Raw genomic sequence first — 12,778 nt, 5'->3', positions numbered from 1 at the left:
TCATAGTATGATTCGGAAATGACTGTAACCACTATGACTCGCTACAGTCATTTCCTTTGTCCAATTATAATTCAGTTTTAAGTACACGCATCGTTTCTTCTGGAACCATGAAGGTCTCTGCATAATCTTTCCGAGCCTCTATACCACGAACTCTAGATAAATGCTTGTAATATTCTAAGTAAGGGAAAGATTTACTTCCCGTTACGAACCCATGCTGGGATACTGCCTTAATCCACAGATCATGAGCTTCTTCAGAAAAATCCACATACACATAAGGCTTATAGTCAACGGCATCCTCCCAGTTCTCAGCATAATATAATCTTGAGGCGAAGAATGATGGATTCTCGCGTTCCATTGCAGCTAATCCAGCGTAAAAGCGGGCATCATTGACAATACGATGGGTCGTCATATGATCCTTATGCATGCTATTTTTAAAATGAGTGATGATAATATTAGGACGCACCTTACGAATCACATCACATACCCGCAGACGCATTTCATCTGTATCCTGTAACTACTCCCTTCTCATGACAGAAAATTCTCTTGCATGCTGAAAACCAGCCTTTTCGTAAATACGCATTGCAGGATTGTTTCTTCCGGTAAATAGGGACATATATGTTGTATTGATGTTCTGGAATGCTTCACATAGTTTAAAGAAAAGAATGCTGCCGAGGCCATGCCCCTCATGACTTGGATGCACCCCAATTCCGGCAAAGAAAGCTCTACCATTATCCTGACAGATCACTGGGCCTGCGAATCCAACAACTCTTCCTTCATAAGCTACAATCACCATGGGTACACCGTCTGCTATATATTTAGGAATCTGTGTATCCCATAAGGGATTATTCAATCGGGCTAGCATCTCAACGACTCCACTGTGCTTTTCCAGATCAAATCGTTCTACCTTGTAACCTTCTGTTACTGCTTTTTCTTCTTTCGCTTTCATATCTTCTGAAATGAAGAAATCAGCTAAATTCAGATACATAGCACATTCTCTTGAACGATCTACATATCCTTGACTTAATAGGAACGGATAAAGCTTGCTATCCAACGGCACACCGGGTGCATTGTTGTGTTCATACTTCGGTGTACCTGGTATATACCAAGGTAATAACATAGGATTAAAGAACAGGATATCCGCCTGCCTTTTACCCAAATGTTGAAATCGTTTCTCTAATGATTCTAACAATAACTTGTAATAGTCATCGGATTGACAGTCACTAGATAAGACGATACAGGTGACATAGCCTGCCACGTCACCCCAAGGTAAATCATCTCCTGTACATCCACAGGCAAAGCCTTTTACGATATCCGATTCCAGTAAAACAAATGCTGTTTCTCTATCAAAATAAGAATTAGACAAGAAGATATCTGCGAAGCTAGTTTCAGTAAGCTCTTTATAGCCATCTTCCACGGCTTCCTTGTTCCACAATGCAATAACACCGTCGAAATACTGGTTATCCCAAGACTTAATCATGATAGGATACCTCCACCCTAGTGAGAGTCTAGTATGATATTTTCCCCATAATCACAGATCTTTGAGCTCCTGTAACGTTAGGAAGATTATTGGGTAGTCTAGCTAATGTATAGTCAGCAAGCACAGCGAAAGCAATCGCCTCTTTGGCATCACTACTCTGACCAACATCCTCCTGAGTAAGCACCTGCACGCCCATGGGTTCCATCTCTTGTTGAAGAAACTTCATCAGCACGGGATTATAGCTTCCTCCACCGCCCACTACCATAACATCTGATGGATAATCATTACGGATAAAGAGGCGATAAGCCTCTGCAATCGACCATGCCGTGAGCATCGTGATTGTTGCTATAAGATCTTCCGAAGAAAGTCGATGTTCTTGTTGATAGCTAAGTAACTTATCTACATAAAAAGAGCCAAACCGTTCTCTACCCGTAGATTTTGGTAAAGGTAGCGTGTAGTACGATTCTTGCTGTAATAGATGAAGAAGATCGGAATCTACACGCCCCTTTTGAGCAATAGCTCCCCCTACATCCATCGTCTGTTCTCCTAATGATAGTTTCGCCACGACACCGTCGATCAGCATGTTACCTGGCCCCGTGTCAAAAGCAAATACCTGCTCGGATGTGCAGCCCGCAGGAATGACAGTAATATTGCCGATACCCCCAATATTCTGCAAGAGCATGGTTCGTTGATCCTCGCGGTACAACAGATACTCCGTAAATGGAACGAGTGGCGCACCCTGTCCGCCCATAGCCATATCAGCCATACGAAAGTCAGTTACGCAGGGAATCCCTGTTCTGGCAGATATCACGGCGCCTTCACCGATCTGTACTGTATAATGCACAGGATAACCCTGTATTTGCTGAATTTCTGGAGCATGATAAATCGTCTGCCCGTGGGAACCAATGACTTCAATATCTCCAGGAGCAAGCTCTGCTTTCGCGATCACAGATAGTGCAGCCTCTGCATATAGTTCACCAAGTAACATGTTCATGCATCCAATTTTGTCTACTGTTGCTTTCTCAGGGTCAAATAATTCAAAAATTCCTTCTCTAACTTCTACGGGATAAGGGGTATTCTCGAACGCAAGGAGTCTGACTTGCAGTTGATTACTAGGAATGCCGATGATTTCAACCACAGCTGCATCCATGCCATCCACAGAAGTACCAGACATCAACCCCACAACATAGCGACGGTTGTCCACAGAATTATATATGCTAGTCATCTTATCCTTTCACCGCTCCCACGGTAACACCCTCTAGGAAATACTTTTGCAGGCTGAAAAAGAGAATAAACATCGGAAGAGCAGATATGGCGGCGCCTGCCATCATCGGTGCGAAATAAGTAGTGTTGGCAAACCGAAAGTTCTTCAAGCCCACTTGAATGGTCTGCATATCCATAGTATTAGTGACAAGGAACGGCCAGAAGAAAGTGTTCCAGCTGTCCATAAAGGTAAGGATCGCCATGACAGCTAATATCGTTTTGGATAAAGGCAAGATGATTCTAAAAAATGTTTGAAACTGATTGCAGCCTTCAATTTTGGCACATTCTAGAATCTCTGTCGGAATCGTGGTCATAAACTGTTTTGCGAGAAAAATATTATATACAGTGACGAGACCAGGCAGAATTAGCGCACTGTAGGTATTTTGAATATGAAAAATATTTACAATCAGAATGTACAAAGGTACCTGTGTTACCTGGTAAGGGATCATCATCGCACAAAGGAGTAAAGCGAACAGCACCTTCCTGCCTTTGAATTTAATTTTGGAAAATGCATACCCTGCCAGACTGGCAAAAAACACGTTGGATATCATGACGCTACCCGCCACAATAAGAGAGTTTAAGAGCCATCTGTAGGAATATACACTGTAATTAAAGAAAAACTTATAGGAGTCCAGAGATATCTTTGTAGGGAATAATGAATAACTCATCGCGCCTGCTTCGACAGGATCTCCAAAGGAGGAAATGACCATAAAGTAGATGGGGAATAACGTTGCCAATGCAAACATGATGAGTACAATTATCAAAGCAGCATTTCGGGTATATTTTATTTTTTTGTTCCCAGTATACTTGTTATATAATGACATATCCGCTTCTCCTCCCCTTAATATTCCACGTCATTTCCAAGGAATTTAAATTGAAACAATGAGATTCCAGCAATAATTAGCGCCAATATCAGAGATTGAGCTGCCGCCTTTCCGAATTCGAAATACTTAAATGCATTATTAAAAATGAGCAATCCTACCATCGTTGTTGAATTGTCTGGCCCCCCGCCTGTCATCAAGTAGGCATTTTGAAACACCTGGAAAGAACCAATGACACCGGTTACCAATAGGAATAACGTCGTTGGCTTTAGACAAGGAATGACGATGTACCATAACTTTTGCAAGAAAGATGCACCATCCAGCTCTGCCGCTTCGTAGTAGCTATCGTCAATGCCTAATAACCCAGCGATATAGATGATAATACTTGTACCATGGCTAGATAGCCAAGCCATAATCACCAATGAGAGCATGGAGGTACTACTAGACCCCAACCAGTTCTGGTTCTGAATACCGAATAGTCCAATAAGCTTATTGAAAATTCCAGTTGACATCGGATCATACATCCAGAGCCAGACAACGGATAAGGATACGCCAGAAGCAACAGCTGGGAGATAATAGACTGCTTTGAAGGTCGTCTGTAACCATTTCTTCAACGGCAGAATCAAAATTGCGACTGAAAATGAAATAAGTAAGGCAACGGGTACCGTTAATACGGTATACACAATAGTATTTTTTATGGATTTCCAAAATAGGGAGTCCGTTAAAGCATTAATATAATTTTCAAAACCTATAAAGGTGGCACCCAGCGGTTTGTATTGCTGAAAACTGATAATGAAAGCGCTAACAACGGGGTAAGCCGTAAACATCGCAAATACCACCAAAGCCACGGCGATAAATGCATATCCCCAAGCTTCATCTCCTTTTATTCCTTTTCTACGCCTTTTTAGCAGGCTAAGTTTTTTTATCGGTTTAGCTGACTGAATCATATCGCAAGACCCCTTTTCAATAATCAGTCTCATACATATCTGTTCGGATAGTCGCATTGTAAATTCACACGACTATCCGATGAAAGTAACTAATCCTTTACAACTCCGTCTTCACCGAATGCTTTAATCGCTGCCGAATGGACCTCTTCATACATATCTTCAGGAGTTATTTCACCAGCCAGTAACGCTTGTAATTTTGGAATAATGACTTCATCTTCAATTTTGATCGCTTTTGCACCTAATTCTGCTGGGATATCTGGACGTGCAGGTGTAGCGTGAGACAGGAGAACTTCAACCGCTTCAACATTGTCAGGGTTTCTGTTAATTGTCATGCTTTCAGCAGCTTTTCTACCGCTTTTCGTGATATGTGCTGCGAAGAGATCATTATTTGTCGTTGCTGATACTTTACCGCTTGCTAAGAAGTACGCTGCTTTCACTACATTTTCTTTATGCTCCGCTGTTGGTTCCTTTTTACCACGGAAAGTAACATATCCATCAACAACAGTACTTGACATGGGTTCCTCACCCAAGAATGAAGGAACAGGCAAGACTATATATTCAGCCTCAATACTTCCTTGTACGGCACTACCATCATTGGCTTTAATCTTCTCATTATTTTTATTAGCAGAATTCTCAAAAGTAGCAAGACCTTTACCTGTGATCATGGTTTGACCCGTAAGGAACATATTCCAACGTTTACCTGCATCCACCGAACTGAGCTCTTTAGGCATTGAACCATCATCAATAAGTTCACGAACCGCTTTTAAGACTTCCAAATAGTTCTTGCTAGTGTAAGCGAATTTCAAGTCCTTATTAAATGCAGCTGGCATACCCGCGTTCTTGATCAAGATATTCAAGTAATCTTTAGAAGCAACGCCAGCGGTAGCGAATACAAATCCGTAACGAGAAGTTTTGCCCCCCTCTTTAACTACGCCATTTTTGATGGCTTCACGGAATTCCTCATATGTCCAACCACTTTTCTGAATACTTTTCCAATCTATACCCGCTTCTTCTAGAAACACTCTATTTCCGCCCAATGCATGAACTTCCATATATCCCGGGAAGCCGTAAAGACCCTCGCCTCTTTTCATGTATTCTAATGGTTTCTCATCATAATCAGCGATCATCTCTGGTGTAGCTGTATCCGTGATGTCCATGAGCATTTCCTGCTCCATATATTTTGAAATCCCATCCGAACCGATGAAGGCAATATCCGGAGGGCTACCGGCATTAACCTGTGTATCCAGCTTCTGCGTCATATCTTCCCAACTCGCAGGTTCTATCTTCAATGTTAAATTAGGATATAATTCAGTAAAATCTTTCTCCATTTGCGCGAAATTATCTTGAAAATTACCTGATACCGGAGGAAGTAGAGCCGTAATCGTGTCTTTTGCCACTGTCGTCGTGCTGCCTGAGTCTGCAGGATTAGCTTGGTTGGAACCTCCGGTATTTGATGAGTTTCCACATGCTGTCATCGTCGTCAAAGCCATAGTTACAGCCAATATTGATGCAAAAACATGTCCTTTTTTACTCATAATAAGCCTCCTCAAGGTTATCGAAATGATTACACAACGAATCATTGCTAGACTAAACAACGTTACTGAATGTACGAATGGCTTTCTTTAAACTACCTTCGCATTGCTCTAGCACTTGCTCTGCCCTCTCTGCTTCCAAACCCGTTTTGATCATCATAATCGCGAGTTTACAATTCAGGGATGCCTTTTCTAAGTATTTGGTTGCCGTATCCGTGTCCTTGCCCGTTGCTGCCTTAATAATACGAATGGACCGATCAACCAATTTGATATTACTTGCCTTTAAATCTACCATGAGATTGTTATACGTCTTTCCAAGCTTCACCATCGTACAGGTTGATAGCATATTAAGAACTAGCTTCTGTGCAGTACCCGCTTTCAATCTTGTAGAGCCCATAATCACTTCTGGTCCAACCACAGGAGCGATACACACATTGCAAACGCTTTCAAGTTTAGAATTGTTGTTATTCACTAAACCAATCGTTGCTGCACCAATGGCATTAGCCCTCGTTAAACTAGCAATGACGAATTGGGCACTCCCGCTGGATGAAATTCCAATAACCGCATCCTTCGAAGTCACACCGCAACGCTCGATTAACGCACTTCCCTCCTCTGCGTTGTCTTCGAACCCTTCAATAGCTACTCTCAATGCCGTATCACCACCTGCAATATGCCCTTGCACCCACAGTGGATCAGTGCCAAATGTCGGTGGACATTCGGACGCGTCAAGGACACCAAGTCTCCCTGAAGTACCCGCTCCTATGTAAAACATTCTGCCACCATTTTTGAACACATCATGTAAAATATCAACTGCCTTAGCGATTTCCGGAATTACTGCTGCAACCGCACCCGGAACCTTCGAATCTTGCTGATTCATGAGTTGCAACATTTCCTCTGTTGAACATTCATCGAACATCAGCGTATCTGGGTTAATCTCCTCTGTAGTCAGTCCCGCAAGATATTGATCCATAACCATCCTCCTTCGATAGGTATCGCGTGATATTTAAATAAACAGATGTTGTGATGATATCTAACATTCCATTTATTAAGATCATTTTAAATTGAACCTAAGATTCCGTCAATGGTTTTTGAAATATTATTTCAATATAAAATTATTTTATTGTTTTTTTATTTCTTTTAGAACACAAAAAAAGGCATCAGCTCAACAATCGGCCGATCCCCTTAAATATTCTGTTAATTATCTATGTTTGCTCGCCAAAATATTATGCGTTTTCCTCAAATATTTTTTTACATTTTGATATTCCGCACTGGCTACCCCTGCAAAAAGAATATCAATAACCGTGAGCATGGCAATCCGCGATCCCATGGCACCACTCCTAATGGTAAGTTCTGGTGTAGAGATGCTTAGCACGATTTTAGCCTTATCTGCTAACTCACTTTTATTATATTTGGTGATTGCAATACTGCATGCTCCATTCTTATTGGCAATCTCCAATGCATCTAGAATCTCGACTGTATCTCCTGAATTCGAAATAAAGATCGCCACATCATTCTTCTCTAATAATGACGCTGCAGTCAGTTGACTGTGTCCATCCGTGTAGGTGTGGCACATCTTATTGATTCGGGTAAACTTCTGTTCCGCATCCATACCTACCAGACCGGAAGCCCCGATTCCAAAAAAAACGATACGATGGCTACGACGAAGCGCTTTTACAGCACGGGCTACTTCATTTCGGTCAATGATGCTGTGGGTATCATCAATAGATTTAATGTTGTTTCGAGAAATATTAGAGATGATAATGGATAGATCATCTCCTGGTTGAATATCCGTGTACTGATCCTTTTGTTCCTCATCCATAGAGCCAAGTGAAGCAGAAATACTCACAATAAAATTGCGGTAACCACTATAGCCCATCGTCTTACAGAAGCGCAGAACAGAAGCATCGCTGGTTTTACTCAATTGTGCTAAATTCTTAATTGAAAGATGAGGAATGTCATCCATATTCCCTAGAATGTATTCAGCTACCATTCTCTCTACCGGCGTCAAACTATCCTTCATATCCCGAATCTTAATTAAAATATTATCATTAGTTATCATCCAATTACCTACTCACAATAAAATTCTTCTAGCTATTCTACACATCCCGAAACAAATAGAACGACTGGTTAAGATATAGTGTTCCACCTAGAAATTCTATCTTATCATAAATGCTTCCATCTCAAAACACAAGAATAAAAGCAAGAAAATATTGTAAAAATTTAAGCTATTACTGAAATTTTATTTTGAAATATAATTATCAATATAAAATTTTAATTCAAATTTATATTGTAAGACCTCTTTAACCCATGCTATAATATCGTCAAAATCAAGTCATTACCAAGTCAAATTCATACAAAGGTGGATTATATGACTAAAAAATCCTTGAAAATCGCTATTATTGGCTCCGGTAGTACCTACACTCCTGAATTAATAGAAGGTATGATTAAGCGTAAAGATGCTTTACCCATCACTGAGCTAGTACTTATGGATATCGATGATATAAAACTAGACATTGTAGGTAAACTTTGCGTACGCATGATACAAGCGGCAGAAATACCTTGTCGAGTGATTATGACTCAAGATCTGGATGAAGCGTTATTGAATGCTAACTTTGTACTCGGACAAATTCGTGTTGGTAAACTACCTGCAAGGGTATTGGACGAGAAAATTCCTCTGAAATACGATTTAATAGGGCAGGAAACCTGTGGAATCGGTGGTTTTTTTAAAGCGATGCGTACCATTCCAGTCATGCTTCATATCGCGGAACGTATGAAAGTGCTTTGTCCTGATGCTTGGCTCATTAATTTCTCTAATCCTGCTGGTATTATTACAGAAGCTATACTTAACCACACCAATGTGAAGATGCTTGGTCTATGCAATGTTCCTTACAATATGTTCAATAGCATCCGTGAAACCCTCAACTTAAACCAACCTGACATTACCTATATTGGGCTCAATCATCTAAGCTGGATTACGGCCATTGAGGAGGACGGCATCGATTATCTAAAAACCGCTTTAGATATGGGTCTCAATAGCGAGGCTATGCAAAACATCCCTTCCAGTGGGTTTAGCAAGGAGCTAATCCAGATGGTAGGTGCCATCCCTTCTTCCTATATGGAATACTATTACTTTAAAGAGAAAAAGCTTAAACTCGTCAAAGAAAGTGACATCACCCGAGGAGAAAAATGTGTTCAAATTGAGGAAGACCTGTTAAAGATCTACTTGGATTCCAAGCTCCATACCAAGCCGGACCTGCTCTTTTCACGTGGAGGCGCCAACTATTCTGAAGTGGCTATCAGCTTAGTTGACGCTATTTATAATGATAAGCAAGAGGTACATGTTGTTAACCTCCTTAATAAGGGTGCCCTAGATTTCATGGAGGACTCCGACGCCATTGAAGTGTGCGCTGTTGTAGGTAAGGATGGTGCTAAACCAATCAAGATTAATAATTTCAACAATCAGCATATTATCGATTACATGCGTATGGTCAAAGCATATGAGCGTGAGACTGTGGCTTCTGCCGTATCCGGCAATGAAGATGCTGCCATGCGCGCGTTATTAATGAATCCGTTGGTAGGTGACTACGACGCAGCACATGCTTGTTTCCATGAGATGAAGGAAGCCCACAAAGCATATCTTCCACAGTTTTTCAAAGAGGAGAATTCATCCAAATAACAAACACCATGATCTAGCACTAATAAGAATTGTGTAGAACCTATTTCTTACGTGTGAGAAAAGGAGAAGTTATGAACAAAAAATACATCATTGGCGTTGATGGCGGAAATAGCAAAACCGATTATTTTCTGTATGATGTTCAAGGGAACTTTATCGATCACATAAATACAGGTACATGCAGTCATGAGCGATTTCCTGATTCTTATATAAGTGCATATCGCATCATGGATGAGAATATTCAGCAACTGCTTACACGTAATTACTTATCCATGGATGATATTACAGCTGGAGCCTTCGGATTAGCTGGTGCGGACGTTCCATCTCAAAAGGAGCAATTATGCCAGGTCATTGAACGTATCGGATTTACGCATTATGCACTGGACAACGACTCCTTTCTGGGGGTAAAAGCGGGTAGCGAAAAAGGCTTCGGAATTTGCTCCATTAATGGATCTGGCACCTCAACGGGCGGTATATCTCCAAGCGGAGATCGCCTTCAAGTAGGAGGTGTGGGCAGTGAACTTTCTGGTGATGAAGCTGGGGGATTTTTTCTAGCCAGAAAAATTGTTCGGGCGGTGTATGACTCTTTCTACCGCATGGGTCAAGAAACCAAGATGACTGAGCCAGTCATGGAGCTATTGCAAATACCCGGCAAACAATTTTTCATTGAATATGCAGTGGACGCCATCCTTAAACGGACTCTCCCTAATACCAAGCTCATGCAAATCATGTTTACCGCGGCAGATAAAGGTGATCCTGTAGCTTTAGATATTGTAGATCACACTGCCAAGCAACTGGCGTGCTCTACTGTAGGCTGTATGCACAATCTGGATTTTGGTCATGAAGTCGATATTGTTCTTGCTGGTTCTGTATGGGTCAAAGCAGAAAGTCCCCTACTATTTCAACGATACAAAGAATATGTTGCAAGATTGACCCATCACGACTGCCATTACATCATCCTATATGTTCCACCCGCGACCGGTGCGGTTCTATGGGCACTCGAACTGGCTTGGGGTCATCCGGTCGATTCAGGTACTCGTCGTAGAGTCATTGAATCAATAGAACATTTACGAAAGAACGAAGCCATCTGATGCATCCCCCCATAAGAATAGCAACAGACGAAAATATATTTGTCACTATCTTCTGAAATCAGCAAAAACTCAGCACTTCAAATGCTGAGTTTTTTGCTAATGAATATACGTAAACAGACAGGGAATGGGCTTAGGCCGCGGAACATTCGTGCCCTGATTTGTCAGTCTATCTCCTCTGTTCCTATTCCATATATTGGCTCAACACCAAAACCAGTGCTTGAAAAATGTATCGTATTGATAACTAACCGCTACGCGGATGGATTGTCCTTCCGATCGCTGTTGCCCCCAAATTTTTTTTTTGAATATACCGCTGTTTGCGGTAAAAATTCAGGGGCAAAGGCGAACGCTTCGCTTCTACAAGACAATTCCATCCTCTCCGCTACGATTCAGCATAGAATTCTGTTTTCGGCAAGCAATGATTATGAATTAGAGCCCATATATTTTGTGTACTTTCATACTTTTTTGTTATTCTTTTTTTGACGGTTTTCTAAGTAAACGCCATACCCTAATAAGACCATGACGCCTATGCAAACTAAAATATTGATTTCGAAAGCAGATCTAAAAGTATCAACTTGGCTGTCCTGTTCAATCCCTCCATTCATAACGCCAAGCCCTAACGCCGACCCGAAAACCATGCCTGCGTTACGAGTCAATGCAATCATTCCACCTATTGAACCAACTTGTTCTCTAGGAGTACGCTGCATGATGAAGCTGTTATTCGGCGACGCAATGAGCCCCATTCCTAGTCCGATTATTGCCAATACAGCAGCGATCCAGCCAATCGATAGCTGACCAAGATAACAAGAAAATATAACAAATCCGCTTCCCATGCTACATAACCCCAAAAACATCAATCGATTGGAACCGTAACGATCTGATAAATAACCTGCGATCGGTCCCATAAACGCTAATGTAAGCGGATAAGCTGCCATGACATATCCAATGGTTGACGGAGGCAAGGTAGCCGTACCGGTTAAATAAAACGGTATAATGACCAAGATTGTATTGGAAAACATAAAAGAAGCACAACTAATGAGTAATCCATAGGATACAGCTGGAATACGAAGCGCCTTGAGCGGTAAGAAGGGAATGCTCTGACGCAATTCCCATAATAGAAGCACCGACAAAACAATGAAGCTACCTGTGAAAATACTAATCATCTCAGCAGATAGCCATCCCCATTTACTTCCATTCGATATTCCAACAATGACTAAACTGATAAATACAATGAACAAAACTGCTCCAGCATTATCAAATGTCTCTGATTTTCTTTCATGTAGGCGAACCGGGATGTATCGATAAGCCAATAAAGTAGCAACCAAGGCAACGGGAACATGAATCAAAAACAGCCACCGCCAGCTGAACCACTCCGCGATTAAACCTCCTGCAATCGGTCCGATCATCCCACCAAGGGCGACCGCGGTACTCACAATACCAAGTGCCCGTCCTCTTTGTTCCTTCTGTAAATGAATAGTGATCAGCGCAATATTAGTAGATTGAAACATGGCGGCGCCCATTGCTTGCACCATTCTAAGAATTAGCAGGATGGGCAAATTGGGTGAGAATGCGACTAAAATAGAACCGATAGTGAAAATAACATATCCAAGATTATGAATAAGACGAAAACCATAGCGATCCCCGAGCTTTCCCATTACAGGGAGTAATGCCGTAATGACCAGCAAATACCCAATCGTAATCCACCCAATCTTTCCATAATCCGTTTGAAAATAATTCATAAATTGAGGAAGCGATACATTAACGATACCTGCTGTAAAATGAGACATAAACGCTCCCATACATACAGCGGTCATCATCCCCAAACGTTGTCTCTTCGTGACCATGTTCTCCGGTATTTCAGATACAATCATGATGATCCCCACTTTATCTTTTTCTAAGAATCATTCTCAATTATAAGTGAAGAGATTTAAAGAACAATCCCATAAAACTGGGATGAAACGCAGAAAAACCTGAGAA

At 41.4% G+C, this 12,778-nt stretch carries 10 protein-coding genes and 1 pseudogene; 2 read left to right on the top strand and 9 right to left on the bottom strand.

All coding sequences use genetic code 11. The features are described from left to right. Window positions 1-64 precede the first annotated feature (64 nt). From UB51_RS06615 to UB51_RS06580, 8 genes and pseudogenes are all read right to left on the bottom strand, one after another. Window positions 65-514: pseudogene (locus tag UB51_RS06615) on the bottom strand (PIG-L deacetylase family protein); the annotation flags it as partial. Further along, window positions 515-1,477, bottom strand: coding sequence for a GNAT family N-acetyltransferase (locus UB51_RS06610; protein ID WP_044876627.1), 963 nt, complete (start codon window positions 1,475-1,477; stop codon window positions 515-517). 28 nt (window positions 1,478-1,505) lie between these two features. Next, window positions 1,506-2,702 carry an anhydro-N-acetylmuramic acid kinase gene (locus UB51_RS06605; protein WP_044876626.1) on the bottom strand — a complete coding sequence of 399 codons (1,197 nt, stop codon included), beginning with the start codon at window positions 2,700-2,702 and terminating at the stop codon, window positions 1,506-1,508. Between the two features lies 1 nt (window position 2,703). Then, entirely contained in the window at window positions 2,704-3,564 is an 861-nt protein-coding gene (locus UB51_RS06600; protein WP_044876625.1) for a carbohydrate ABC transporter permease, read from the bottom strand. A gap of 17 nt (window positions 3,565-3,581) precedes the next feature. Next, a complete protein-coding gene (locus UB51_RS06595) occupies window positions 3,582-4,508 on the bottom strand; it encodes a carbohydrate ABC transporter permease (RefSeq protein WP_044876624.1) in 927 nt (308 codons plus the stop codon). Between the two features lie 89 nt (window positions 4,509-4,597). Continuing rightward, window positions 4,598-6,043: an ABC transporter substrate-binding protein gene (locus tag UB51_RS06590; RefSeq protein ID WP_044876623.1), complete on the bottom strand. Its 1,446-nt coding sequence runs from the start codon at window positions 6,041-6,043 to the stop codon at window positions 4,598-4,600. A 52-nt stretch (window positions 6,044-6,095) separates the two neighbouring features. Continuing rightward, entirely contained in the window at window positions 6,096-7,010 is a 915-nt protein-coding gene (gene murQ / locus UB51_RS06585) for an N-acetylmuramic acid 6-phosphate etherase (RefSeq protein ID WP_044876622.1), read from the bottom strand. A 228-nt stretch (window positions 7,011-7,238) separates the two neighbouring features. After that, window positions 7,239-8,099 carry a MurR/RpiR family transcriptional regulator gene (locus UB51_RS06580; protein ID WP_044876621.1) on the bottom strand — a complete coding sequence of 287 codons (861 nt, stop codon included), beginning with the start codon at window positions 8,097-8,099 and terminating at the stop codon, window positions 7,239-7,241. A gap of 309 nt (window positions 8,100-8,408) precedes the next feature. Here UB51_RS06580 and UB51_RS06575 point away from each other — a divergent pair, with 309 nt between their 5' ends. Then, entirely contained in the window at window positions 8,409-9,716 is a 1,308-nt protein-coding gene (locus tag UB51_RS06575) for a 6-phospho-beta-glucosidase (protein ID WP_044876620.1), read from the top strand. A 71-nt stretch (window positions 9,717-9,787) separates the two neighbouring features. Further along, on the top strand, window positions 9,788-10,804 hold the full coding sequence (locus UB51_RS06570) for an N-acetylglucosamine kinase (RefSeq protein ID WP_044876619.1): 1,017 nt from the start codon (window positions 9,788-9,790) through the stop codon (window positions 10,802-10,804). 452 nt (window positions 10,805-11,256) lie between these two features. Here UB51_RS06570 and UB51_RS06565 read toward each other — a convergent pair whose 3' ends face one another. Further along, complete coding sequence (locus UB51_RS06565; protein WP_234405558.1) at window positions 11,257-12,672, bottom strand: MFS transporter; 1,416 nt, start codon at window positions 12,670-12,672, stop codon at window positions 11,257-11,259. Between the last annotated feature and the right edge of the window lie 106 nt (window positions 12,673-12,778).

The organism is Paenibacillus sp. IHBB 10380 (assembly GCF_000949425.1).
Classification (GTDB): Bacteria; Bacillota; Bacilli; order Paenibacillales; family Paenibacillaceae; genus Paenibacillus_AQ.
The sequence above is the reverse complement of the archived record's forward strand: the minus strand, read 5'-3'. Positions and strand labels throughout refer to the sequence as shown.

Bases quoted from the DNA above. Each gene is read 5' to 3' on its own strand.
- murQ (WP_044876622.1), bottom strand. From the start codon at position 7,010: ATGGATCAATATCTTGCGGGACTGACTACAGAGGAGATTAACCCAGAT.
- UB51_RS06600 (WP_044876625.1), bottom strand. From the start codon at position 3,564: ATGTCATTATATAACAAGTATACTGGGAACAAAAAAATAAAATATACC.
- UB51_RS06610 (WP_044876627.1), bottom strand. From the start codon at position 1,477: ATGATTAAGTCTTGGGATAACCAGTATTTCGACGGTGTTATTGCATTG.
- UB51_RS06605 (WP_044876626.1), bottom strand. From the start codon at position 2,702: ATGACTAGCATATATAATTCTGTGGACAACCGTCGCTATGTTGTGGGG.
- UB51_RS06595 (WP_044876624.1), bottom strand. From the start codon at position 4,508: ATGATTCAGTCAGCTAAACCGATAAAAAAACTTAGCCTGCTAAAAAGG.
- UB51_RS06565 (WP_234405558.1), bottom strand. From the start codon at position 12,672: ATGATTGTATCTGAAATACCGGAGAACATGGTCACGAAGAGACAACGT.
- UB51_RS06590 (WP_044876623.1), bottom strand. From the start codon at position 6,043: ATGAGTAAAAAAGGACATGTTTTTGCATCAATATTGGCTGTAACTATG.
- UB51_RS06575 (WP_044876620.1), top strand. From the start codon at position 8,409: ATGACTAAAAAATCCTTGAAAATCGCTATTATTGGCTCCGGTAGTACC.
- UB51_RS06580 (WP_044876621.1), bottom strand. From the start codon at position 8,099: ATGATAACTAATGATAATATTTTAATTAAGATTCGGGATATGAAGGAT.
- UB51_RS06570 (WP_044876619.1), top strand. From the start codon at position 9,788: ATGAACAAAAAATACATCATTGGCGTTGATGGCGGAAATAGCAAAACC.